The organism is Auraticoccus cholistanensis, assembly GCF_009742705.1.
GTDB lineage: Bacteria > Actinomycetota > Actinomycetes > Propionibacteriales > Propionibacteriaceae > Auraticoccus > Auraticoccus cholistanensis.
On the sequence record NZ_WPCU01000003.1, the window covers coordinates 98,284 to 121,208 of the forward strand.

At 74.1% G+C, this 22,925-nt stretch carries 21 protein-coding genes; 12 read left to right on the forward strand and 9 right to left on the reverse strand.

Translation table 11 applies throughout. The annotated features are described in order from the left end of the window. From GC722_RS01440 to GC722_RS01465, 6 genes are all read right to left on the reverse strand, one after another. Nucleotides 1-1,019, reverse strand: a 1,019-nt coding sequence (locus tag GC722_RS01440) for a Gfo/Idh/MocA family protein (protein ID WP_156607636.1), incomplete at its 3' end; no start/stop codon positions are given. Further along, on the reverse strand, nucleotides 1,016-1,876 hold the full coding sequence (locus tag GC722_RS01445; RefSeq protein WP_156607310.1) for an amidohydrolase family protein: 861 nt from the start codon (nucleotides 1,874-1,876) through the stop codon (nucleotides 1,016-1,018). The genes GC722_RS01445 and GC722_RS01440, both read right to left, overlap by 4 nt. A gap of 2 nt (nucleotides 1,877-1,878) precedes the next feature. Next, nucleotides 1,879-2,331, reverse strand: coding sequence for a MaoC family dehydratase (locus GC722_RS01450; RefSeq protein ID WP_331714276.1), 453 nt, complete (start codon nucleotides 2,329-2,331; stop codon nucleotides 1,879-1,881). After that, a complete protein-coding gene (locus tag GC722_RS01455) occupies nucleotides 2,318-3,454 on the reverse strand; it encodes an extracellular solute-binding protein (protein WP_156607312.1) in 1,137 nt (378 codons plus the stop codon). Before GC722_RS01455 ends, GC722_RS01450 begins: the two co-directional genes overlap by 14 nt. Continuing rightward, a complete protein-coding gene (locus tag GC722_RS01460; protein WP_156607314.1) occupies nucleotides 3,451-4,638 on the reverse strand; it encodes a CaiB/BaiF CoA transferase family protein in 1,188 nt (395 codons plus the stop codon). Before GC722_RS01460 ends, GC722_RS01455 begins: the two co-directional genes overlap by 4 nt. Then, nucleotides 4,635-7,142, reverse strand: a complete 2,508-nt coding sequence (locus GC722_RS01465; RefSeq protein ID WP_156607316.1) for a glycoside hydrolase family 95 protein — start codon at nucleotides 7,140-7,142, stop codon at nucleotides 4,635-4,637. Before GC722_RS01465 ends, GC722_RS01460 begins: the two co-directional genes overlap by 4 nt. Before the next feature lie 183 nt (nucleotides 7,143-7,325). On the opposite strand from GC722_RS01465, the gene GC722_RS01470 reads away from it, so the two are divergent. The 6 genes from GC722_RS01470 (at nucleotide 7,326) to GC722_RS01495 (ending at nucleotide 14,343) form a co-directional block, all read left to right on the forward strand. Beyond that, on the forward strand, nucleotides 7,326-8,285 hold the full coding sequence (locus tag GC722_RS01470; RefSeq protein ID WP_156607318.1) for a carbohydrate ABC transporter permease: 960 nt from the start codon (nucleotides 7,326-7,328) through the stop codon (nucleotides 8,283-8,285). Then, a complete protein-coding gene (locus GC722_RS01475) occupies nucleotides 8,285-9,106 on the forward strand; it encodes a carbohydrate ABC transporter permease (protein WP_156607320.1) in 822 nt (273 codons plus the stop codon). Before GC722_RS01470 ends, GC722_RS01475 begins: the two co-directional genes overlap by 1 nt. Nucleotides 9,107-9,138: 32 nt before the next feature. After that, nucleotides 9,139-10,467, forward strand: coding sequence for an ABC transporter substrate-binding protein (locus GC722_RS01480; RefSeq protein ID WP_156607322.1), 1,329 nt, complete (start codon nucleotides 9,139-9,141; stop codon nucleotides 10,465-10,467). 20 nt (nucleotides 10,468-10,487) lie between these two features. Further along, nucleotides 10,488-12,821: a family 78 glycoside hydrolase catalytic domain gene (locus tag GC722_RS01485; RefSeq protein WP_156607324.1), complete on the forward strand. Its 2,334-nt coding sequence runs from the start codon at nucleotides 10,488-10,490 to the stop codon at nucleotides 12,819-12,821. After that, complete coding sequence (locus GC722_RS01490; protein WP_156607326.1) at nucleotides 12,818-13,804, forward strand: glycoside hydrolase family protein; 987 nt, start codon at nucleotides 12,818-12,820, stop codon at nucleotides 13,802-13,804. The genes GC722_RS01485 and GC722_RS01490 overlap by 4 nt, the downstream gene beginning before the upstream one ends. A gap of 182 nt (nucleotides 13,805-13,986) precedes the next feature. Further along, nucleotides 13,987-14,343, forward strand: coding sequence for an L-rhamnose mutarotase (locus GC722_RS01495; RefSeq protein WP_156607328.1), 357 nt, complete (start codon nucleotides 13,987-13,989; stop codon nucleotides 14,341-14,343). On the opposite strand, the gene GC722_RS19085 is transcribed toward GC722_RS01495, so the two are convergent. The 3 genes from GC722_RS19085 to GC722_RS01510 form a co-directional block, all read right to left on the reverse strand. Next, nucleotides 14,303-16,315: a beta-galactosidase gene (locus tag GC722_RS19085; protein ID WP_156607330.1), complete on the reverse strand. Its 2,013-nt coding sequence runs from the start codon at nucleotides 16,313-16,315 to the stop codon at nucleotides 14,303-14,305. The two genes, GC722_RS01495 and GC722_RS19085, sit on opposite strands and share 41 nt — an antisense overlap. A gap of 3 nt (nucleotides 16,316-16,318) precedes the next feature. Further along, nucleotides 16,319-16,963, reverse strand: coding sequence for a hypothetical protein (locus GC722_RS01505; RefSeq protein ID WP_197429682.1), 645 nt, complete (start codon nucleotides 16,961-16,963; stop codon nucleotides 16,319-16,321). A 65-nt stretch (nucleotides 16,964-17,028) separates the two neighbouring features. Continuing rightward, a complete protein-coding gene (locus GC722_RS01510; RefSeq protein WP_156607332.1) occupies nucleotides 17,029-18,363 on the reverse strand; it encodes a Gfo/Idh/MocA family protein in 1,335 nt (444 codons plus the stop codon). A 700-nt stretch (nucleotides 18,364-19,063) separates the two neighbouring features. Here GC722_RS01510 and GC722_RS17500 point away from each other — a divergent pair. The 6 genes from GC722_RS17500 to GC722_RS01540 all read left to right on the forward strand — a co-directional run bounded on the left by GC722_RS17500 (nucleotide 19,064) and on the right by GC722_RS01540 (nucleotide 22,542). After that, nucleotides 19,064-19,519 carry a substrate-binding domain-containing protein gene (locus GC722_RS17500; RefSeq protein ID WP_197429683.1) on the forward strand — a complete coding sequence of 152 codons (456 nt, stop codon included), beginning with the start codon at nucleotides 19,064-19,066 and terminating at the stop codon, nucleotides 19,517-19,519. A gap of 138 nt (nucleotides 19,520-19,657) precedes the next feature. Then, nucleotides 19,658-20,209 carry an alternate-type signal peptide domain-containing protein gene (locus tag GC722_RS01520; protein WP_156607336.1) on the forward strand — a complete coding sequence of 184 codons (552 nt, stop codon included), beginning with the start codon at nucleotides 19,658-19,660 and terminating at the stop codon, nucleotides 20,207-20,209. 11 nt (nucleotides 20,210-20,220) lie between these two features. Further along, on the forward strand, nucleotides 20,221-20,820 hold the full coding sequence (locus tag GC722_RS01525; RefSeq protein ID WP_156607338.1) for a signal peptidase I: 600 nt from the start codon (nucleotides 20,221-20,223) through the stop codon (nucleotides 20,818-20,820). Then, nucleotides 20,817-21,479: a hypothetical protein gene (locus GC722_RS01530; RefSeq protein WP_156607339.1), complete on the forward strand. Its 663-nt coding sequence runs from the start codon at nucleotides 20,817-20,819 to the stop codon at nucleotides 21,477-21,479. Before GC722_RS01525 ends, GC722_RS01530 begins: the two co-directional genes overlap by 4 nt. Beyond that, nucleotides 21,476-22,120 carry a SipW-dependent-type signal peptide-containing protein gene (locus GC722_RS01535; protein ID WP_156607340.1) on the forward strand — a complete coding sequence of 215 codons (645 nt, stop codon included), beginning with the start codon at nucleotides 21,476-21,478 and terminating at the stop codon, nucleotides 22,118-22,120. Before GC722_RS01530 ends, GC722_RS01535 begins: the two co-directional genes overlap by 4 nt. Then, nucleotides 22,117-22,542: a hypothetical protein gene (locus tag GC722_RS01540; protein ID WP_156607341.1), complete on the forward strand. Its 426-nt coding sequence runs from the start codon at nucleotides 22,117-22,119 to the stop codon at nucleotides 22,540-22,542. Before GC722_RS01535 ends, GC722_RS01540 begins: the two co-directional genes overlap by 4 nt. Nucleotides 22,543-22,925: the final 383 nt, after the last annotated feature.

Consider the following 22,925-nt stretch of genomic DNA (forward strand, 5'->3'; position numbering starts at 1 on the left):
GCCATCGTGCGGGCCACGTCGTCGACGGAGGTCGGCAGCGCGGCGGAGGCGCCGGTGAGGTGGTTCTGCAGCGCGGCCATCGAGCCGATGAAGGCGTCGGGGAACCAGGAGCCCTCGAAGGGGACGTCCCGCCAGCCGTGCTCGGCGGTGGCCAGCTGCAGCCGGTCCGGCCCGCCGCGGGGGTAGTCCAGCAGCAGCCCCATCTGGGCGCGCACCGCCCCGCGGGTGCCCTGCCAGGTGATCGAGCTCGCCTCGTGCTCGGCGCCGAAGGAGTTGTCGTGGTTGGTCGAGACCAGCACCCGCAGCGGCCGTCCGGCGTAGTGCAGCAGCACCGCGGAACGGGTGTTCGGGTGCGGCTTGGCCGGGTGGGGGACCGTCACGGCGCTGACCGAGGTGGGGTCGCCCAGGAAGGAGCGCACCAGGTCGAGGTAGTGCACCGAGTGCATGTTGAACTCCAGCCGGTCGAGCCCGAAGACCTGCGGGAACAGCTCCCAGTGGGTCTCGACCGACACCCGCACCTCGAGGTCGACCAGCTCGCCGACGACGCCCTCGGCGATCAGCCGCCGGGCCACCTGGACGTAGGGGGCGAACCGCAGCTGGGTGTTGACCGCCGCCACCAGCCGCCGCTCGCGCACCAGCTGCTGCAGCCGGCGGGTCTCGGCGAGCCGGTGCCCCAGCGGCTTCTGCAGCAGCACACCGGCCCCCTCGGGCAGCTGGCGCAGGGTGTCCTCGAACTGCTCCGGCATCAGCGCGACGTCGTAGACCGCGTCGGCGGGGGCGTCGGCCACCGCGTCGGCCACCGACCCGAAGACGGCGGGGACGCCGAAGCGGGCGGCCAGGTCCTCGGCCTTGGAGCGGACGACGTCGACCAGGGCGTGCACCGGGAAACCGGCCTTGCGGTAGGCCGGCAGGTGGGCGTCGCGGACGATGCCGCCGGCGCCGACGACCACGATCGGGCGCGGTGCCGACGGCGGCGCCAGCTGGTAGGCGGGGTCCGGGGCCAGCTCGGGGTAGGTCATCGCGTCCCTCCTGCGGCGGGCAGCCGGTAGACGGTCGTGGCGGTGCCCTGCAGCACCTGGCGCCGCTCCTGCTCCGAGCAGCGCTGCAGCGCGGCCGACAGCCCCTGCCACACCCGGGTGTAGCCGCCGGCCAGCAGCGACACCGGCCAGTCCCCGCCGTACATCAGCCGCTCGGGCCCGAAGGCGTCGAGGGCGACCTCGACCGCCCAGGCGAGGTCCGCGGGCGTCCAGGCGTCGGGGTCGTCGGCGCCGTAGAGCCCCGACACCTTGGCCACCACGCCGGGCTCGGCGGCGACCGCCCGCAGCAGCCGCTCCCACTCCTGCCGGCGCTCCGCGGCCGCGCCCAGCGGCGGCTTGCCGAGGTGGTCCAGCACGACCGTCAGCCCGGGGTGGCGCCGGGCCAGGACGGCGGCGTCGGCCAGGTGCTGCGGCAGCACCGCGACGTAGTCCAGCGGCAGCCCGGCCGCGGCGACCAGCTCCACACCCCGGGTGACGTCGGGGCGCAGGATCCAGTCCGGGTCGGGACGGTCGTGGGTCAGGTTGCGCAGGCCCACCAGGCGCGGCTCCTGCTGCCAGCGGGGCAGCAGCTCGGCCACCGTCTCCGGCTCGTGCAGCGGGACGTAGCCGACCACCCCGAGCACCTCGGGCTCGGCGGCGGCCACCTCCAGCAGGTACTCGGTCTCCTCGACGGTGTCGTCGGCCTGCACCAGCACGACGCCGGTGACGGCGGCGGCGGCGAGCTCGGGGCGGACGTCGGCCAGGTGCAGCGAGGAGGTCAGCCGGGGGTCGGCGCCGTCCAGCCACGCGTAGCGGGAGCGGCTGCGGTCCCAGACGTGCAGGTGGCTGTCGATGACCATGCTCAGCCGACGTCCTTCCGGTTCACGACGTAGAGGTGGGTGAGGGCCAGCACGACGTCGCCGTCCTGGTTGGTCACGGTGACCTGCTCGTCGACGTGGCCCACGGCCGGGTTCTTCGCCGAGTCGCGGATCGCAACCACCTCGGCCCGCACGGTGATCGTGTCACCGAGGAAGACGGGGCGGACGAAGCGGATCCGGTCGTAGCCGTAGCTCATCGCCTGCGGGTTGACGTCCCCGGCGGTCATCCCGACCGCCACCGACAGCACCAGGGTGCCGTGGGCGATCCGGCGCCCGAAGCTCTGGGTGGCGCACCACTCGGCGTCGACGTGGTGGGGGAAGAAGTCGCCGGTCTGGCCGGCGTGGATCATCACGTCGGCCTCGGTGATCGTCCGTCCCAGCGTGGTGCGGGTCTCCCCGACGACGTAGTCCTCGAGGTAGCGGTCAACGACGAGCACGGTCGTCCTCTCTCAGGTGGTCGCGGCTGGCCTGGTCCAGCCGCTCGAACAGCTCCGCGGGGGTGGTGCGCCCGGCCAGCGCCTCGGTGACCCAGGGCGAGGCGGTGTCCTGCAGGGCCAGGAACCGGGGGTGGCGCGGTCGGACGTAGGCCTGCTCCAGGGTGCGGCGGGTGCCGCTGAAGAAGCCCAGCGTGGCGGCGTCGAGGGTCTCGTCCTCCCAGGCCGCCAGGTGGCCGGGCTGGCCGCCGCCGTCGAAGTAGGCGCCCCGCTGCACCGGCCCGGAGGCCAGCCAGGCCGCGAAGCGGGCCGCCTCGGGGACGTGGCGGCTGCGCGCGGACACGGCGATGCCGGCGCCGCCCAGCAGCGAGCCGCGGGGCTCGCCGTCGCGCAGCGGGATGTCGGTGTAGGCCAGCCGGGTGGCCCGGTAGCCCTCGCGGCTGTAGTTGGTGTAGCCGAACAGCAGCGGGGCGTAGGCCCAGCGGTCGGAGCCGGTGAGCCGCTCGGCCACCTCGATGGGGTTGGCCGACAGGCACTCCTGGGGCACCAGCCGGGCCAGCTCGCCGAGCACCTGGAAGGACTCCTCGAAGACGTCGCGGTCGACGAACCCGTCGGCCGTCATCACCGCCGCACCGGTGCCGGCGCAGAGGGTGACGAGGGAGGAGAAGGCGTCGATCGGCTTGGCCGGCCACAGCACCCGGCCGGCGCGGGCCAGCTCGAGCACCTCCGGCCAGGTGCGCGGCGGCTCGGGCAGCAGGTCGGGGCGGTAGGCGGCCACCTGGGCGGCGGCGTCGGTGGCCAGGCCGTACTGCGCCCCGCCGTGGCGGTAGGTCGCGTGCGAGGGGCCGACGAAGGCGGCGTCGTCGAGCTCGGCGGGCAGGTGCTCGTCCAGCGGGGCGAGCAGGCCCTCCTCGGCGGCCGACGGGATGTGCGGGTGGTCGACGACCAGCAGGTCGTAGCGCTCGACCAGCGCCTCGAGGGGCTGGTCGGCGAAGGCCTGCAGCGAGCGGGCCGTCCAGGTGATCTCGACGTCGGGCTGCTGCTCGCGGTAGGCGCGGCTGGCGGCGACCACCGAGCCGTGGCCGCGCTCGTGCTCCCAGGTGATGCCCTGCAGGTGGACGCTCATCCGTTCACCGCCTCGTCCAGGGTCGGGGTGAGCTCGGCGCGGACGGCCTCGGTGTCGGCACCGAGCACGGGTGCGCCGCGCTCGCTGCGCAGCGTCCGGCCGTCGATGCGCAGCGGGCTGCGGGTGGTGCGGACGGTCGTCAGGCTGCCGTCGGGCTCGGTGCGGCTCGTGCTCTGCACCATGTCGATGGCGGCGAAGCCGTCGTGGGCGACGAGCTGCTCCAGGGTGTGCACCGGGGCGCACCAGACGTCGGCCGCGTCCAGCAGGGCCAGCCAGTGCTCGGACCCGGCGGTGCGCATCCGGGCCGAGATCAGCTGCTCGATCTCCACCTGGCGGTCCCACCACGACTGCGGGTCGGTCATCGCCTCCAGCTCGGGCAGCTCGAGCAGCCGCCCGATCAGCGGCACCGGGTTCATGGCGATGGAGACGTAGCCGTCGGCGGTGGGGTAGATGCCGTACGGGGCGGACAGGAAGCTGTGGGCGGAGTGCTCGCCGCGCTTCTGCACCGTGACCTCCTCCGGGCGGGTCAGCTTGGTGCTCAGCAGCTCGAACTGCAGGTCGAGCATCGACTCCAGCAGGCTGGTCTCGACGTGGCCGCCCTCCCCGGTGCGTGCGCGGCGCAGCAGCAGGGCGGTGACGCCGTGGGCCAGGTGGCAGGAGGCCAGGTGGTCGGCGATGGACAGCCCGACCGCGATCGGGCGGTCGCCGCCCTGCAGCCACGGGATGCCCGAGATCGACTGAGCGAGCAGGTCCTGGCCGGGACGGTCCTTCCAGGGCCCGGCGTCGCCGTAGCCGGTGATGCTGCCGTAGATCACACCGGGGTTGTCCCGGGCGATGGTGGCGTAGTCCAGGCCGAGGCGCTCCATCACCCCGGGCCGGAAGTTCTGGATCACCACGTCGGCGCGGCGGACCAGCCCGCGCACCCACTCCAGCTGCGCCGGGTCCTTCAGGTCGGCGGCCACGCTCTCCTTGTTCCGGTTCATCGCGTGGAAGGAGATGGTGTCGACACCGGCGCGGAGCCCGGCGAAGGCGAGGGTGCGGCCGATGTCGCCGACCAGCGGGCGCTCGATCTTGATCACCCGGGCCCCCAGGTCGGCGAGCCGCAGGGCGGCCACCGGGCCGGCCAGGAACTGGCTGAAGTCGAGGACGAGGACGCCCTCCAGCGGCAGCGAGGAGTGGGTCATGGGCGGGCTGCTCCTGACGTCGCGGCGGCCTCGAGGACGAGCTCGAGGGGGTGGTCGGGGGAGAGGTCGACGGTCGTCTCGGTGCCGGCGTACCGGACGAGGTGGCGGCCGGCGGCCGCGGGCACCCGGGCCCGCAGGGTCGCCCGCACCGGACGCCCGTCGCGCCAGCTCAGGTCGACCGAGATCCCCGGGCGGGCCACCAGACCGGTGACCGAGCCGTCGGGTGCCCCCGGCGGGAGGGCCGGCAGCAGCTCGAGGGCGCCGCGGTGGCTCTGCAGCAGCGCCTCGCCGAGAGCGGCCACGACGCCGAGGTTGCCGTCGATCTGGAAGGGCGGGTGGGCGGCGAAGAGGTTGCCGTAGAGGCCCCCGGACCACGGCCCGCGGTCGTCGGAGACGGTGCGCATGAACAGCCGCAGCAGCCGCTCGACCGCCTCCGGCTGGCCCAGCCGGGCCCGCATGGCCATCCGCCAGGCGAGCGCCCAGCCGGTGGACTCGTCGCCGCGGGCGTCCAGGCTGCGCGAGGCGGCCTCGGCCAGCCCGGCCGGCACCGGGGCGTCCAGCGGGTGGAGGAAGCACAGGTGGGCGGTGTGGCGGTGCCGGGGGTCCTCCATCGGCGGGTTGCCGGCCCACTCCGCGACGAGCCCGTCGTCGCCCACCTCGGGGGCGGGGATGCGCGGCCGGGCGGCGCGGGCGGCGGCGACCACCTCGTCCTCGACGCCCAGCCGGGCGGCGAGCTCCTCGACCACGCGGAGCAGGTTGGCCGCGAGCACGAGGTCCATGGTGGAGCTGGTGCCGACGGAGCTGCTGCTGCCGCCGGGCAGCAGGTAGCGGTTCTCCGGCGAGGTGCTGGGGGTGGTGGCGAGGGTGCCGTCGGGCCCGGGCTGCAGCCAGGCCAGCACGAACTCCGCGCAGCCGCGCACCAGCGGCCAGGCGGTGTCGCGGGCGAAGTCGTCGTCGGCGCCGAAGCGGACGTGGTCCCACAGGTGGGTGACCAGCCAGGGGCCGGCCATCGGCCAGAAGGCCCAGGAGGGGTCGTGGGTGCCGTCGCCGACCGGCTCGGTGTAGGCCCACACGTCGCTGCAGTGGTGGGCCACCCAGCCGGGTGCGGAGTAGAGCCGGCGCGCGGTCTCCTCGCCGCGGCGGGCCAGCGCGGCCACCAGCTCGAACAGCGGCGGCAGGCACTCGGGCAGGTCGGTCAGCTCGGCCAGCCAGTAGTTCATCTGCAGGTTGATGTTGACCGTGTAGTTGGAGCTCCACGGCGGCTGCAGCTCGGCGTTCCAGATGCCCTGCAGGTTGGCCGGCACGCCGCCCTCGCGCGAGGCGCTGATCAGCAGGTAGCGGCCCAGGTGGAACACCAGCGCCACCAGGTCGGGGTCGGCCCACGGGTCGGCGCCGTCGGCGCCCTGCACCGCGGCGAGCCGCTCGGCGGTGTCGGGCGTGGCGAGGTCGGGGGCGCCCGGGCCTGTGCCGTTCAGGTGGGGGCCTGTGCCGTTCAGGTGGGGGCCTGTGCCGTTCAGGTGGGAGTCCGTGCCGTTCGAGCGGGTGTCTGCGTCGGGGTCGGTGGCCCCGCCGTCGGCGCCGAAGGTCAGCCGGGTGCGCCCGTACAGGGCGGCGTGGTCGCGCAGGTGGCGCTCGCGGACCGCCTCCACCCCGTCGGCGGCGGCGCGCTCCACCCGCCCGGTGGCCAGGGCCGCCGCCTCGGCCAGCGAGCCGTCGGGACGCCGGCCGGGACCGGTGGCGGTGGTGGCCACGGCGAGCAGCAGGGTCAGCCGGCGGCACCCGGTGACCGTCAGCCGCAGCCTGCCGTCCTCGGTCCGCCACGCCGCGGCCCCGTCGGTCAGCACCCGGGAGGCCAGCGCGGCCCGCGGCGCGGCGGTCGGGTCGTCGCTCCAGCGCACGGGGGTGGCGGAGCGGGCCCAGTCCGGCGCCACGTCGGCCGGTGCCCGGTAGACGCCGGAGGCGAGGGTGCCCGCCACCTCCAGGGAGTCGGTGCGCAGCAGCGAGCCCAGCTCCAGCTCCACCTCCAGCGGCTGCTCGCTGCGCAGGTCGAGCACGAGCACCTGGTGCTCGGCGGAGACCCACACCTGCTGCTCGACCGGCTGCCCGTCCAGGGTGAAGGCGGTGGTGCTGACCGCCCGTCCGAGGTCGAGCCGCCGCGAGTAGGCGCCCACCTCGCCGGCGGTGCGGATGCGGCGGGAGACGTCGAGGAAGGGCAGGTAGGACTGCGGGTAGCCGTGCTGCAGCGCCTGCACGGCCGCCTCCGCGCCGGCCGGGTCGCCCTCGGCGAGGGCGGTGCGGGCGCGGTGCAGGGCCGCGGTGGCCGCAGCGGTGCCCACGGCGTCGGCCGGGTCGAGCGGGGCGCCGGACCACAGCGTGCCCTCGTTGAGCTGCAGCAGCTCCTCGGTCGCGCCGCCGAAGTCCATCGCCGCCAGCCGGCCGTTGCCGACGGGCAGCGCCTCGGTCCAGCGGGTGGCCGGGTGGCGGAACCACAGCGCGTGTGACAACACAGCTCCTCGTCGAACCGGGTGCGTCACCGTCGCCGGGCGCACTGAAAAAACGATTGCCACGTCACTATAGGCGCACACCTGCCGCTCCACGCAAGACGCTTGACAGTCGGGCGGAGCAGGGGGCAGGGTTCTTGCGCAATCGTTTGTTCAAACCAGGCCCGACGGTGGGAGGAAGTGTCGATGACGACAGTCCAGGACGACGCGTCGGTGGTCGCCGCCCGCAGCGTGGGCCAGCCGGGCGCCGCCGCGCCCGGTCCCACCACCCGCCGGCGCCGCTCCCGGGTGGGGATCCGCCCGCCGAAGTGGTTCGTGCTGCCCGCGCTGGTCGCCTACCTGGTCGTGGTGGTGGTGCCCAACCTGCAGGGGTTCGGCTACTCCTTCACCACCTGGGACGGCCTGAGCCCGGAGTTCGAGTGGGTGGGGCTGGACAACTTCGCCCGCGTCTTCGACGACCGCTCCTCCTACGGGGCGATGGTGAACACCGTGCTGCTGACCCTGGCGGTGGTGGTGGTGCAGAACGTGCTCGGGCTGCTGCTGGCGCTGGGGCTCAACACCACGGTGAAGTCGCGCTACCTGCTGCGGCTGGTGTTCTTCCTGCCGGTGGTGCTGACCGCGATCGTCACCGGCTACCTGTGGACCTACCTGCTCAACCCCCGCGGCACGGTCAACCAGATCCTCGGCGCCCTCGGCCTGGAGGGTGCCCAGCAGGACTGGCTCGGCGACCCCGGGGTCTCGCTGTGGGCGGTGGCCGCGGCCATCGTCTGGCAGGGCGTCGGCATCACCATGGTCATCTACCTCGCCGCCCTGCAGAACGTGCCGGCCGAGCTGGTCGAGGCCGCCAAGATCGACGGGGCCGGCTCGTTCCGGCGGCTGATGGCCATCGTGCTGCCGCTGATCAACGGCGCCGTGGTCATCAACCTCATGCTCACCATCACCGGCACCCTCAAGCAGTTCGACATGGTCTACGCGATGACCGGCGGCGGGCCGGCCGGTGCCACCGAGACCATCTCCACCGTCATCTACAAGAACGCCTTCACGCTGCTGGACTTCCCGCTGGCGATCGCCCAGGGCGTCCTGCTCACCCTGGTTGTGGCGGTCATCGCCATCGCCCAGATCCGGCTCACCCGGCGGGAGATCTGATGCGCCCCTACACCTGGCGGACGATGCTGCTCGAGGTCGGCCTGCTGGCCGCCGGCGTCGTCTTCTTCATCCCCTTCTTCGTGCTGTTCAGCGTCGCCTTCCGCAACCCCGACGCCGCCCCCGGGCCGCTCGACGCCACCTGGCCGCCGAACTTCGACAACCTGGTCACCGCCTGGACGTCCTCGGCGATGGGTCCCGCGCTGGCCAACAGCGCGATCATCACCGTGCTCTCGGTGGTGCCGATGATCGTGCTGTCCAGCGCCGCGGCGTACCCGCTGGCCCGCTACACCCAGGCCTGGTCGAAGGGGTTGTTCTACTTCTTCGTGCTGGGGCTGCTGTTCGCCGGCCAGGCCGCCACCATCCCGCTCTACATCCTGATCCGCGACCTGGGTCTGATGGGGACGATCTGGGCGGTGGTGCTGATCCACGTCGGCGGGGCGATGCCGTTCGGGGTCTTCCTCTACACGACGTTCCTGCGCGAGCTGCCCCGCGACTACGAGGAGGCCGCCGCCCTCGACGGCTGCGGCGGCGTGAAGGCCTTCGCCCGGGTGGTGTTCCCGCTGATGCGCCCGATCACCGGCACGCTGCTGATCCTGCAGGCGCTGGGCTGCTGGAACGACTTCTTCATCCCGCTGATCTACCTGTCCTCGGGCTCCAACCTGACGGCCCCGCTGGCGGTCTACAGCTACGTCGGCACCTACACCGCCGACTGGCCGCTGGTGTTCTCGGCGCTGCTCATCTCGATCGCGCCGATCCTCCTGTTCTACCTGTTCGCCCAGAAGCACATCATCAAGGGCTTCGCGGCCGGGCTCAAGGGCTGAGCCCGGTACCCCTCCCGGAAGGAGCAACCCCCATGACGAGCACCACGAGGCGGCCGGCGCGGCTGGCGCTGGCGGCCGGAGCAGTGCTGTCGCTGCTGGCCGTGACGGCCGGCTGCAGCACGGCCGGATCCGGCGCCGCCGGGGTCAACGGCGGCGAGCTGCAGAACGCCGACGCCGACAAGGAGATCCAGGAGGGCGACCGCGTCGTCACCTACCTCTCCCAGTCCCCCGACGCGGACCGCGAGGCCATCCGGCTCTTCGAGGAGGCCAACCCCGGCTACAAGGTCACCATGTACACCGCCCCGGGCACCTCCTACCAGCAGGTGGTCACCACCCAGCTGGCCGGCGGCACCGCCCCCGACGTGCTGCGGACCTTCCCCGGCAACGGCTCCAACCTGGCGGTCGTGCAGGCCTCGGAGAAGGGCTTCCTCGCCGACCTGTCCGACCTGTCGTTCACCTCGCGGCTCTCGGAGTCGCTGCGCAGCGTCATGGTCGACGGCGAGGGGCGCGTGGTCGGCGTCCCGATGAACTCCTCCGGCATCGGCGGCATGTACAACGCCACCGCGCTGGAGGAGGCCGGGCTGTCCATCCCCACGACCTGGTCGGAGGTGCTGCAGTTCTGCGCCGACGCCAGCGACGCCGGCAAGGTCGCCTACGGGCTCGGGCTCAAGGACGCCTGGACCGGCCAGATGGTGCCGTACGCCCTGGCCGCCACCCTCGTCCAGGACGACCCCGAGCTCGACGCCAAGATGGCCGCCGGCGAGACCAGCTTCGCCGACTCGGAGTGGCGCGACGTCTTCGCCAAGTACCTGGAGATGGGCGAGGCGGGCTGCTTCAACGACAACCCCAACGGCACCGCCTTCTCCACCGTGCAGGACGAGCTGCGGGCCGGCGACACCCTGGCCACGGTCGGGCTGTCGCTGACCATCGGAGCCACCCTCACCGGGGCCCCCACCGGCACCGAGATCGAGTTCGCGCCGCTGCCGGCCACCGACGACCCCGCCGAGACCCGGCTCTCCACCGGGGTCGGGGTGACGCTGTCGATGAACGCCAAGGCCGCGGACCCGGAGGCGGCGAAGAAGTTCCTGGAGTTCATGGCCACGCCCCAGGTGCAGTCGGTCTACGCCACCGCCTCCAAGGCCTCCCCGGGCCTGGAGGTCGACGACAGCTACTCCGGCACCCAGGCCGACGAGGTGGTGCTGGCGGCCACCGAGCAGGGCATGGTCGCCCAGTGGCCGGACCAGACCTGGCCGAACCCGCGGGTGCAGCAGGCCCACTTCGAGGGCGTCCAGGCGCTCTTCGCCGGCACCCAGACCGTCGACGGGCTCGTCGCCGAGCTCGACGCCGCCTACACCAGCTGAGATCAGGAGACCTCCCCACCATGGACGAGCCACGCACCGGCGAGCCGGTCGAGCAGGCGAGCTGGATCACCCACCCGGACTGGGTGGTACCCGCCGACGACCTCACCGCGCCACCGGTGCTGCAGCGCTCGTTCGTGGTGGGGGAGGGGCTGGCCCACGCCGAGGTCGACGTGATGGCGCTCGGCGTGTGGGTGCTGCACGTCAACGGCCGCCCGGTCGACGACGCGCTGCTGCGTCCCGGCATGAGCGAGTTCGCGCGCCGGGTCGAGGTGGTCACCCTGGACCTCACCGACCAGCTCGAGGTCGGCCGCAACGTGCTCACCCTCGAGCTGGGGGAGGGCACCGCCTGCGTGCGCGCGGTCGAGGGCCGCTACACCAAGTACGTCCGCACCCGCTGGGCGCCGATGGCCCGGGTCGGCCTCCGGCTGCGCGACCGCGACGGCAGCTCGCAGCGGATCGACTCCGACGAGCGGTGGGAGGCCCTGCTCGGACCCACCCGGCTCGCGCACTGGTACGGCGGGGAGGAGTACGACGCCCGGCTGGAGCCGGCCGGCTGGCGGAGCCGGGACGCGGTGGCCGGCGCGGTGCCGGCCGTGGTGGTGCCGGTCCAGGACGGGCCGGTCCCGTGGCGCCGCTCCGCGCCGCCGGTGCGGGTGGTGGAGCGGCTCGGTCCGCTGCCGCTCACCCCGCTCGCCCCCGGCGTGCTGGCCGCCGACGCCGGCCGCAACCTCGCCGGCCGCCAGGTGCTGCAGCTGGGCCCCGGCACCCCGGCCGGGGTGCGCATCGAGACCTGGCCGGCGGAGTACCTCGACGAGCAGGGTCGGGTGGACCAGAGCACCACCGGCAGCCCGATCGTCGACGGCTACACCACCGCCGGTGGTCCGGCCCGCTGGGCTCCGCAGTTCGGCTACCACGGCTTCCGCCACCTGGAGCTGCGGGTCAGCGACGCCGCCACCGGGGAACCGGTCGAGGGCGCCGAGCGCTGGCTCGGCTGCGCCGTCGAGCGGCTGATGACCGACGACACCCCGGTGGGCACCTTCGAGTGCTCCGACCCCGCCCTGACCGGCGTCCACCGCCTGGTCGAGCACGCGGTGCAGTCGAACCTCTACAGCGTCCCCACCGACTGCCCGCACCGGGAGAAGCTCGGTTGGCTGGAGCAGGCCCACCTGGTGTTCCGGCCGGTGGCCCGGATGTTCGACGTCGAGCACCACTGGGCCGAGCTGGTCACCCACATGGCCGACGCCCAGACCGCCACCGGGCTGGTGCCCGACACCGCCCCGGAGCTGGTCGTCTTCGACTTCGACCCCACCGAGCGGGAGTGGCCGTTCAACCCGCTCGGGTTCCGCGACGACGTCAACTGGGGCGGCGCGGTGCTGCACGTCCCGCTGCAGCTGCACCGCAGCTACGCCACCCTGGCGCCGCTGCGCGAGGCCTGGCCGGTGGCCCGGCGCTACCTGCAGTACCTGGCCGACACGGCGGACGGGGCGCTGCTGGCCACCGGGCTGGGGGACTGGATCACCGAGGACGTCTCGACCCCCGCCTCGCTGGTCGCCGGCTACGGCCACGCCCGGCTGCTCGACGCCGCGGTCGAGGCCGCCACCCTGCTGGGGGAGGAGCAGGCCGCCGCCGGGTACGCCGCGCAGGCCCGGGAGGTCCGCCAGCTGCTGCACGCGGCCCACGTCCGGCCGCCCGACCACACCGGCGGACCGCGCTTCGGCTCGGGCAGCCAGGCGAGCACGGCGCTGCTGCTGCACGCCGGCGTGCTCTCGCCCGAGGAGCGGCGGGCCGCGGTCGCGGACCTGCTCGCCGTGGTCGAGGCGGGCGACCGGGCGGTCACCGTGGGCGAGATCGGGCTGCCGGCCCTGGTGGACGTCCTGCTCGAGCTGGAGCAGGACGAGCTGCTGCACGAGATGCTGCTCAACCCCCGCCACCCCAGCTACCGCACCATGCTGGACACCGGGCTGACCGCGCTGGCGGAGTCCTGGCGGGGCGCGTCGACGCGGATGTCGGCCAACCACTTCATGCTCGGCTACGTCGACGCCTGGCTGACCGAGGGCGTCGGCGGGCTGAGCCAGGCCGAGGGCTCCGTCGGCTGGGCCCGGGCGGTGGTGCGTCCCCGGCCGGTGGCCGACGTCACCTCCGCCACCACCCGCTACGACAGCCCCCGTGGTCGCTACGCCGTGGCCTGGCGGCTGACCGGCGGACGCCTGGAGGCCGAGGTGCGCGTCCCCGACGGGGGCGCCGCCACCGTGCAGGCCCCGCCGGGGTACGCGCTCGTCCCCGGTGAGCCGGGCGACCTGGGCCCCGGGGAGCACCGGATCGCCTTCACCCCCACCGAGAGGACCCCAGCATGAGCTACTCGACTCCCCACCGCTCCGAGCACCTGGTGGTGGCGCCCTCGGAGGACCCCGAGCGCTTCGACTCGCTCGCCGTCGACTGCCCGTTCGTGTTCACCGTCGACGGCCGACGCGGGATGACCCTGGTCGGCTGGGACGGCGTCGGGTACCAGACCGGGCTCTGCTGGGAGCAGGCCGACGGCAGCTGGTCGGTGCCCGAGCTCGTCTTCCCCCGCCAGCAGGACGTGCCGCACCGCCGCTACAACACCGCGATCACCTCGCTGCTGCGCGAGAACGGGCTGCGCAGCGAGGGACGGCTGCTGCAGGTGGACGGGCACTACGTCGCCACCTTCCACGCCTACCCGTCGCCGGGCTACGAGTCCGGTCCGGGGGTGATCGGCTTCGCCCGCTCCACCGACCTGCGCAGCTGGGAGGAGTTCGGCCCGCTGATCCGCCCCGAGGAGGGCGGGGAATGGGAGCAGGGCGGGCTGTACAAGTCCTGGATCATGCGGGCCCAGGGCCGCTACTGGCTGTTCTACAACGCCAAGACCACCGAGCGGCGCTGGCACGAGCAGACGGGCGCCGCGGTCAGCGACGACCTGCTCAGCTGGCAGCGGGTCTCCGCCGAGCCCCTGCTCCCGCACGGCGGGGAGGGGGCGGTGGACGAGTGGTTCGCCTCCGACCCCTGCGTGCTGGAGGACGAGGAGGCCGGGCGCTGGGTGATGTTCTACTTCGGCCTGCAGACCGGCGGGCACGCCCGCGACCTCTACGCCACCTCGCCCGACCTGCTGCACTGGACCAAGGGCGAGGAGGTGCTGCTCGACGTCGGCCCCGCCGGCTCGGTCGACGAGGTGCACGCCCACAAGCCCGCGGTGATCGCCCGCGACGGCGCCCTGGAGCACTACTACTGCGCCGTCTCCCGCCGCAGCACGCCCCTGGTCCTGAACGGCGTCACCCAGCCCGAGCTCCGCGGCATCGCCGTGGCCCGCGAGCGCCCCTGACCCCCACCCCCACCGCCCCACCCCACCGGACAGTGGTCGGGAACGACCGGTGGGAGGCCCTGATGGGGGCTCTCCGGTGTCGTCTCCGCCCACTGTCCCGCGGGGGACCGGGGCGGGTAGGGGGTGGATAGGGTCCGGAGAGGGGCGGCAGCGGGCCGCCGGACGAGCGAGGAGTTCGAGGAATGGCAGAGCAGCGCCGCCGGGTCTGCTTCCAGCTGCAGGTCAAGCCGGAGCGGATCGAGGAGTACACCCGTCGCCACGACCCGATCTGGGCCGAGATGGCCGAGGCGCTGGACGCCGCCGGCTGGCACAACTACTCGCTGTTCCTGCGCCCCGACGGGCTGCTGATCGGCTACTTCGAGACCGACTCCCTCGAGCGCGCCCAGGCCGCCATGGCCGCCACCGAGGTCAACGCCCGGTGGCAGGCCGAGATGGCGGAGTTCTTCGTCGACCTCGAGGGCGCCCCCGACACCGGCTTCCTCGAGCTGACCGAGGTGTTCAACCTCGAGGAGCAGCTGGCCCGTCACCGCGGAGCATGACCCAGCCGTAGCCGGGGAGCTCCAGCGTCCCCCCGGCGGACGGGGTGGCCCCGACGGGTGCCGCGAGCACGTCCAGGCCGTCGAGGCCGACCGCCACCGGTGACGTCGAGTGGTTGATGAGCGTCACCACGTCGCCGCGGCGGGCGGCCTCCACCTGGGGCGGCAGCCCGGCCAGCACCGGCGCCACCCCCGCCTGCTCCAGCAGCCAGCCGACCACCGCGTCGGTCCCGGCCTCGTCGGGGACGGTGCCCAGGTGGTAGCCGACGCCGTCGCCGTGGCGGCGCCGGGTCAACGCCGGCCAGCCGGTCAGCCGCCCGCCGGTGTAGCGGCCCAGCACCTCGCAGTCGTCGGCGTGCAGCTCCTCGGCGAACAGCTCGCCGGTGAAGGAGGGCGCCCCGTCGACCCCGCCGACCGGGGCGGCGTCCTCGCCGGGACCGCCCGGGACGTCGAGGGCGCCGAAGTCGTCGAGCCAGACCCCCAGCAGCGGGCCGAGCCGGGTCAGGTAGCCGCCGTCGGGGAAGCGGTCGTCGGCGTCCACCACGTCGCTGAACGGGGTGACGACCAGGTGGCCGCCGCCGGCGACGAAGCCGGTCAGGTTCGCCGCGGAGCCGTCGGTCAGCAGGTAGAGCTGCGGGGCCACCACCAGCGTGTAGGAGGTGAGGTCGGCGCCCGGGTGGACCAGGTCCACCTGGACGTGGCGCCGGTGCAGCGAGCGGTACCAGCGCTGCAGCAGCGGCAGCAGCTCGAAGCTGGCCGGGTGGTCGGGGTTCTCCACCGCCCACCAGCTCTCCCAGTCCAGCACCAGCGCCACCCGCGCCTCGCCGCCGGGGGCGGGCAGCGGCGGCAGCGCCGCCAGGTCGGCTCCGAGGCCGACCACCTCGCGCCAGGTGCGGGAGCGCGTCCCTGCCTGGGGCAGCATCGCGGAGTGGAACTTCTCCGAGCCCCCGCGGGACTGGCGCCACTGGAAGAACAGCACCCCGTCCGAGCCGCGGGCGACGGCCTGCACGCTGAGGGCGGACATCTGCCCCGGTGCCTTGGGGGCGTTGCGGGGACGCCAGTTCAGCGCGCCGCTGGACTGCTCCATCAGCAGCCAGGGGGTGCCTGGCTTGAGCGAGCGGACCAGGTCGCGCTGGAAGGCGGCGTCGCGGAAGGACTCGGCCACGTTGGGGTCGGGGTAGGCGTCGTCGGAGACGAGGTCGACCTCCCGGGCCCACCGCCAGTAGTCCAGCGGCTTGAACGGTCCCATGAAGTTGGTGGTGACCGGCTGGGTGGCGCCGGCGGCGCGGATGATGTCGCGCTCGGTGCGGAACAGCTCCAGGAACGACTCGTCGGTGTAGCGGGCGAAGTCCAGCAGCTGCGTCGGGTTGTGGCTGTAGGGGGCCTTCCGCGGCGGCTGGACCTCCTCGAAGGAGGTGTAGTGCTGGGACCAGAAGGCCGTGCCCCAGCGCGCGTTGAGCGTGTCCACGTCGCCGTAGCGCCGCTCCAGCCAGCGCCGGAACCCGGCCGCGGCGGCGTCGGAGTAGTCGCGGGGCAGGTGGCAGGCGTACTCGTTGTTGACGTGCCACATCACCACCGCCGGGTGCTGGGCGTAGCGCTCGGCGATGGCCGTCACCAGCTCCGCGGCCAGCCGCCGGTAGCTCGGGGAGGCGTGGGAGTAGTGCTGCCGGCTGCCCGGCCAGTAGCTGGCGCCGTCGGCGTCGCGGGCGAGGACGTCGGGGTAGCGGGCCGACACCCACGGCGGCGGTGAGGCGGTGGCGGTGGCCAGGTCGACCGAGATCCCGCCCTCGTGCAGCAGGCCGAGGACCTCGTCGAGCCACTCGAAGTCGTACTCGCCCTCCCGCTGCTGGATCCGGCCCCAGGAGAAGATGCCGACGCTGACCAGGTTGACGCCGGCCTCCTGCATCCGGGCGACGTCCTCGCGCCACACCTCGCGGGGCCACTGCTCGGGGTTGTAGTCACCGCCGTAGTGCACGGGTCAGTCCTCTCTCGGTTCGTCGGGATCAGGTCGGTCTCGGGGTCCGGGGAGCGCGGTGCGTCGCTCCTCGACGGCCACGGCCGCGAAGGCGAGCAGGCCCAGACCGGGCACCAGCAGGGGGAGGAGCTGCCAGGTCAGCAGGGCCACCAGCACCGTGGCCAGCAGCAGGTACAGCGCGCCGGCCGGGTCGGCCGTGACGTCGGCCCGCACCCCACGCAGGGACGCCCGCCAGCCCCGCTCGGGGGTCCAGCCGCGGGCGGCCAGCAGCACCGCGACCGCCACCGCGGCGCTGGCCAGCGCGCCGGCGAGCGCCACCACGCGCCCGCCGGGCAGCACGCCGGTGGCGCCCAGCACGACGTCCACCGACAGCACCGCCCACACCAGCAGGGCGGCCACTCCCGCCGGGAGGGAGGGCAGCAGGCCACGCCGGACGTCCTGCCGCAGGCCCGAGCGGCGGGAGCCCTCGCCCGCGAGGTGGCGGCGGAGGTGACGCATGCCCACGGCCAGCGCGAGGGGCAGGGTGAGCAGCGGCAGGGCCAGCACGAGCACCAGCACCCCGGTCAGCAGCACCTCGCCGAGCAGGGCGAAGCCCCGCCCGGCCGGCCGTCGCCCGTCACCGGGTCGACGCGGCGGGCGAGTCGGCACAGGTCCTCCCGGGCGTCGGCGGCCGGGCGCGCTCCCGGCCGGCGCCCGCCGCGCCACCCTAGCGGTCAGGAGCCGTCGCCCCGCAGCCCCAGCTCGGCGATCTCGACGGCCTGCCCGGTCTCCAGCGACCGGTTGCCGGCGATGCCCACCGACACGGCGGCCACGCCGTCGGCCAGACCGGCCACCCGGTGCAGCGGCTCGTCGGTGGTGGTGCGGGTGAACAGGTGCTCCAGCAGGTAGGCGTCGCCGCCGCCGTGGCCGCCGATCCCGGCGGGGATCTCGACCTCCTCGGCGCGCTGCCAGTGCCGCTGCAGGACCAGCCGCTCGCCCTCCGGGCGGACGGGGTCGGCGCCGAAGTCGGCCGGGGCCGCGCTCGGGTCGACCACGCCCTCGGCGTCCTCCTCGACGATCACCGCGGCCCGCTCGATGACCTCGAGCTCGGCGCGGCCCTCGGTGCCGTTCACCACGACGCGGTAGCCCTCCCAGGGGCTGTGGGCGTTGAGGGAGTAGCTCAGGCCGGCGCCGTTGTCGTAGTCGACGACGACCGACAAGTTGTCCTCGATGGTGATGCCCTCGTCGAAGACGTCCCGGTCGCGCAGGTAGCCGTCATGGTGCTCGTTGTCGAGGTAGAGCGCCTTGAGGGTGGGGTTGCGGGTGAGGTCCAGGGCGAAGGGGTCGTTCTCGGCGTGCCCGGTGCCCCGCTCGGGCCGGGGGCCCAGCCCGCGGGCGCGGGCGTTGTCGGCGCCGTAGAACTTGAGCCCGCCGCTGGCGTAGACCTTGGTCGGCACGGCGTCGATCCACCAGTTGATGAGGTCGAAGTGGTGGGAGGCCTTGTGGATGAAGAGCCCGCCGGAGCGGTCCTTGTAGCGGTGCCAGCGGCGGAAGTAGTCGGCGCCGTGCGAGGTGTCCAGCACCCACTCGAACTGCAGGCTGGTGACCTGGCCGATGGCGCCCTCGGTGATGAGCCGCTTGAGGGAGCTGTTGCGGGGGCTGTAGCGGTAGTTGAAGGTGGTGACCACGTCGCGCCCGCTCTGCGCCACCGCGTCGCTGATCCGCCGGACGCCCTCGGCGTCGATGGTGAGCGGCTTCTCGACCACGGCGTCGGCGCCGGCCAGCAGGGTGCGGGCGACGTACTCGGCGTGCAGGTGGTCCGGGGTGGTGACGACGACCCGGTCCAGCCGCTCCTCGGCGATCATCCGCTCCAGGTCGGCGGGGTCCCACCGGTGCGGGCGGGGGAGCCCGGCCTCGTCGAAGACCTTGTCGTAGTGGTCCTGGCGCCCCGGGTTGGGGTCGGCCCAGGCGACCAGCTCGGCCTTGTCGGCGTGGTCGCCGGTGATGGCCCTGATGTACATGCCGGCCCGGGAGCCGGTGCCGATGAGTCCGTAGCGTTCGCGGGACATGGGGATGGGACCTTCCGTCAGAAAGCGCTTTCCTCCTTTCCTACCAGTCCCGCGCGGTGGCGTCGAGAGGTGTCGCCGACGAGTCCGCGGACGGAGCGGGGAAGTGCTCCCGACGAGGGGTCGACCCCGGCCGGGAGGCCGGTCTAGCATGCCGGGGAAGCGTTTTCCCAGCACTGTGGAGGGGCGATGGCCCGGGGCACGGCCACCAAGGTGGCGACCATCGCCGACGTCGCACGCGTGGCCGGGGTCTCCCTGGCCACCGTCTCGCGGGTGATGAACGGCCGCCGCACGGTGGACGCCGAGCTCAGTGCCCGGGTGCGGGCCGCCGCCGCCGAGCTCGGCTACGCGCCCTCCCCGCTGGCCCGGGGACTGGTCAACGGCCGCACCGACACCGTCGCCATGGTGGTGCCCGACCTGGGCAACCCGGTGTTCCAGGCGGTGCTGCACGGGCTCTCGGCGGCCGCCGTGCGCGACGACTTCCGGGTGCTGGTGGGCGACTCCCGCGAGACCGCCGCCGACGAGCCGGGCCTCGCCCGCGACCTGCGCCGCCGGGCGGACGCCATCGTGCTGTGCTCGCCGCGCATGCCGGCCGGTCCGCTGGCCGAGCTGGTGGCCGAGCTGGCCCCGGCGGTGGTGGTGAACCGTCGCGACCTGCCTGAGGAGGNTGCTGACGCACCTGACCGGGCTCGGCCACCGCCGGGTGCTGTACCTCGCCGGGCCCTCCGCCTCGGACTCCAACGCGGCCCGGCTGCAGGGCATCGAGGAGTACCGCTCCCGGCGGGACGACCTCGAGGTGACCGTGCTGCCCGGCGGCACGTCGCTGTCCGACGGCCGGGCGGCGGCCCCCGCGGTCGTGTCCTCGGGGGTGACGGCCGTCGTCTGCTTCAACGACCTGGTCGCGCTGGGGCTGCTCAGCGCCCTGGACGAGCAGGGGGTCGACGTCCCCGGCGAGATCTCGGTGGCCGGGTTCGACGACGTCCCCTTCGCCGCCTACTCCCACCCGCCGCTGACCAGCGTGGCTCTCGACTTCGCCGGCAACGGGGCCCGGGCCTGGCAGCGTCTCGCCCTCACCACCCCCGCCGGGGTGACCCCGGTGGTGCCCGAGCCGGCGGAACCCCGCCTGGTCGTGCGTGCCAGCACCGGCCCAGCGGCCTGATCCGACGGAGGTCCTAGCGTCTGCGAAGTCAGCGGCGCGAAGTTCTTTTTGATCGCTGGACGTATCGGGTTAGCATTTCGCCTGCGGACTCGGGGAACCGCTCATTCTGCTGTTCCCTGCCCACACGAAGGCTCACACATGAACAAGACCACCAAGGGTTCTCTGGCTGCACTGGCGGCCGCGGCCCTGCTGCTCGGCGGCGGCGGCTCGCTCGCCTACTGGCAGGCCACCGAGGACGTCGACGGCGGCACCATCACCGCCGGCCAGCTGGCCCTGGACGCCGCGGCCTGCGACACCGCCGGCTGGACGGTGACCAACGCCGTCGAGGGCGTCACCGGCGCCCCGTTCGACGTCGCCGCGGAGGACGTCGTCCCCGGTGACGTGCTGACCAAGACCTGCTCGGTGGCCATCACCGCGGAGGGGACGAACCTGCGGGCCGACCTCGACGTGACGGCCGCCGCGGTCGGCGACGCCGCCCCCGCCATGGACCCCTCGGACTACACCGTCACCGGCACCTTCCTGGTGGGCGGTGAGCAGGTCACCGAGATCACCGACGCCGACGACGGCAGCACCATCGACGCCACCATCGTGGTGAGCGTGCCGGTCGGCACGACGGTGGACAACGGCTCGCAGGGCACCGTCATCGACCTGGAGGCGTTCACCATCACGGCCACCCAGGTCTCTGCCTGACGCTCGGGCCGATGCTCGACGCCGAGGTGCTGACCGCACCGCCGGCCGCACCCGCTCGTCCTCTCCGCCTCGTCGGCGGATGGCTCTGGCGGGTGCTGTGCTGGACCCTGATCCTGCTGCTGGGGGCTGTGCTGGCGGCGGCCGTGCTGGTGCCCCGGCTGGCCGGGGCCACCACCTACACCGTCCTCACCGGGTCGATGGGTCGCGCCCACCCGCCGGGGAGCCTGATCGTGGTGCGCCCGGTGGACCCGGCGGAGATCCGGCTGGGTCAGGTGGTGACCTACCAGCTGCGCTCGGGTGAGCCGACCGTGGTCACTCACCGGGTGGTGGCCAGCCGCCAGCTGGACGGCGAGCGCGCCTTCGTCACCCAGGGCGACGTCAACGCCGAGCCGGACGCCGAGCTGGTCCGGGCCGTGCAGGTGCGTGGCGTGGTCTGGTACACGCTGCCCTGGCTCGGGTACGTGAACAACCTGCTCACCGGATCCGTGCGGCTGGTGGTGGTGCAGCTGGGCGCCCTGGCGCTGGCCGGCTACGCCGTCGTGATGTTCGTCGGCGCGCTGCGGGACCGCCGCGGCAGCGGTGTACGGGCCCGGCCGAGGAGGGCGCGGTGAACCGGCCACGTCGGCCCGGGCGGCGGAGGGCCGTCGGGATGGCGCTGCTCGCCGGTGGCCTGCTGCTGCAGCCGGGGGTGCCCGCGTCGGCCGACCCGCGGATCGGTCTGAGCGCCGACGGGCGCAGCTACGCCGACTCGCTCACGGGACCGCTGTTCGACCCCGCCGTGCGGTGGGTGCCCGGTGACGTCCGCACCGGGACGCTGTGGGTGCGCAACGAGTCCGGCGAGACGGCCGACCTGGCGGTGACCCTGGACGCTCCCGCGCTCGCCGGGCCGCTGGCGCGGGGCGAGCTGAGCATCACCGGACGCGCCGGCGACGGCGAGAGCGCCCCGGTCGCCGCCGTGCCGGCCACCGTGGCCGCCGTGCCGGACCTCGCTCCGGGGGCCAGCGTGCCGCTCGAGCTGCGGGTGGCCATGGCTGCCGGGGCCGACGAGAGCACCTTCGGACTGACCGGGGACCTGGGTCTGCAGGTGCGGCTGACCGGCACCGCCGGGGACGGCGGAGGGCGGGTCGCCGGAGTGGCGGACGGGCTCGGGGACGAGCTCGCGGCCACCGGGACCACGGTGCGGGGCTGGGTGGTGGTCCTGGGGCTGCTGGCGGTGGGTGCCGGCGCGGTGGTGCTGGGACCGCGCCGTGCCGCGAGGAGGACGACATGAGCGGGCCACGGCGCGCGGTGGAGCAGACCCGCCGCCCGAGGTCGCTGTGGCGGCCGGTGCTGGCACTGGCCGCGGCGGTGGTGCTCGGGGTCGGCGGGGCGTCCAGCTACGCCTACTGGCAGGACACCGCGCAGGTGACCACGGGGCAGATCACGGCCGGGACGCTGGACCTGCAGCTGGACAGCGGCGGGGCGGTCGGGACGGGCACCGCCTACACCAAGACCTCGATCGCAGCGAGCAACCTGTACCCCGGCGAGCGGTTGGCCTTCCCGCTGACCGTGCGCAACGTCGGCGGCGTGCCGGTGCGGTACTCCGCCACGGTGACCCGTGCCGCCTCGCAGCCGTGGACCTACGACGCCACCGCGATCACCCTGCAGGTCTACGCGGGCCCGACCACGGCGGCGGGGACGAGCTACCCGAGGACCGGCAGCTGCGGCGGCACCGCCCTCCACAGCAGCGCGGTCGCCGTCGCACCGTCCGGCGGCCCGCAGGCCCTGTTCAGCGCCCGCGGGCCGCTGGGTGGAGGGGCCGAGGAGCCGCTGTGCCTGCTGGTGGCCATGCCCAGCACCGCCGCCAACGCCAACCAGGGCAAGACCGGGACGCTGCAGCTCGACCTGACCGCGGAGCAGGTGGTGCCGTGAGGTCCGGTACCCGGGTCGTCGTGGCGCTGACCCTGCTGGCCCTGGTCGCGCTCGGTTCGTCGGCCCGGAGCACGCAGGCGGCCTTCAGCGACGCCGCTGCCGTGACCACGGGTGCCCTGACCGCCGGCACCGTCGAACCGGTCACCGGCCTGAACTGCGCCGTCGAGGCCGAGGGCGCGAGGTTCACCTGGACCGGGGCGCCCAACCGTCAGTACGTCGTGACGGTCACCGGCGCCACGACCGGCGTGGTCGCCGCGACGACGACGACCACGGCGACGTCCTACACCGTCAACCGCGCCCTGCTCGGCCTCGGGACCTGGCGGGTCAGCGTCCGGGCAGTCCTTCCCGGCACGAGCTGGGTGGCCCCGTCCGCCCCCTCGCGCAACGTCAGCCTGGCGCTCAACCTCATCTCCTGCCCCTGACGCTGGGCACCCCGCGGCCCGACGCCCGGTCGGTGGAGGACCCGCTGTCCCGGTGCCAGCCACGCGGGTGCACCGTGCACTGCGCTTGGATGACACGTTGCGTTCCTGCGTCGCGGCACGCTGCGACGAGCTGCGATGCGAGGGCGTGCTGGCGTGCGAGCGCGACGGCGGCACGCTCCCACCAGGCGCCGAGAGGTCCGAGCCGGACCCTGCCCGGTGCTCAGCAGGAGGCTCTGCCGCCTGCGCGCGGCCGACAAGCCCCGATCAGCCGGTGGGAACCGGGTCGCGTTCTCGTGGGCGGGGGTCGGGTGGGAGCGTGATGGTCCACGTGCGTGGTGCCGTCGCGGTCGCTGCTGGCGGCGGTCCGGTGGTGCTGCCGGGGG

Bases quoted from the DNA above. Each gene is read 5' to 3' on its own strand.
- GC722_RS01445 (WP_156607310.1), bottom strand. From the start codon at position 1,876: ATGGTCATCGACAGCCACCTGCACGTCTGGGACCGCAGCCGCTCCCGC.
- GC722_RS01455 (WP_156607312.1), bottom strand. From the start codon at position 3,454: ATGAGCGTCCACCTGCAGGGCATCACCTGGGAGCACGAGCGCGGCCAC.
- GC722_RS01460 (WP_156607314.1), bottom strand. From the start codon at position 4,638: ATGACCCACTCCTCGCTGCCGCTGGAGGGCGTCCTCGTCCTCGACTTC.
- GC722_RS01470 (WP_156607318.1), top strand. From the start codon at position 7,326: ATGACGACAGTCCAGGACGACGCGTCGGTGGTCGCCGCCCGCAGCGTG.
- GC722_RS01475 (WP_156607320.1), top strand. From the start codon at position 8,285: ATGCGCCCCTACACCTGGCGGACGATGCTGCTCGAGGTCGGCCTGCTG.
- GC722_RS01480 (WP_156607322.1), top strand. From the start codon at position 9,139: ATGACGAGCACCACGAGGCGGCCGGCGCGGCTGGCGCTGGCGGCCGGA.
- GC722_RS01485 (WP_156607324.1), top strand. From the start codon at position 10,488: ATGGACGAGCCACGCACCGGCGAGCCGGTCGAGCAGGCGAGCTGGATC.
- GC722_RS01490 (WP_156607326.1), top strand. From the start codon at position 12,818: ATGAGCTACTCGACTCCCCACCGCTCCGAGCACCTGGTGGTGGCGCCC.
- GC722_RS01495 (WP_156607328.1), top strand. From the start codon at position 13,987: ATGGCAGAGCAGCGCCGCCGGGTCTGCTTCCAGCTGCAGGTCAAGCCG.
- GC722_RS01510 (WP_156607332.1), bottom strand. From the start codon at position 18,363: ATGTCCCGCGAACGCTACGGACTCATCGGCACCGGCTCCCGGGCCGGC.
- GC722_RS01520 (WP_156607336.1), top strand. From the start codon at position 19,658: ATGAACAAGACCACCAAGGGTTCTCTGGCTGCACTGGCGGCCGCGGCC.
- GC722_RS01525 (WP_156607338.1), top strand. From the start codon at position 20,221: ATGCTCGACGCCGAGGTGCTGACCGCACCGCCGGCCGCACCCGCTCGT.
- GC722_RS01535 (WP_156607340.1), top strand. From the start codon at position 21,476: ATGAGCGGGCCACGGCGCGCGGTGGAGCAGACCCGCCGCCCGAGGTCG.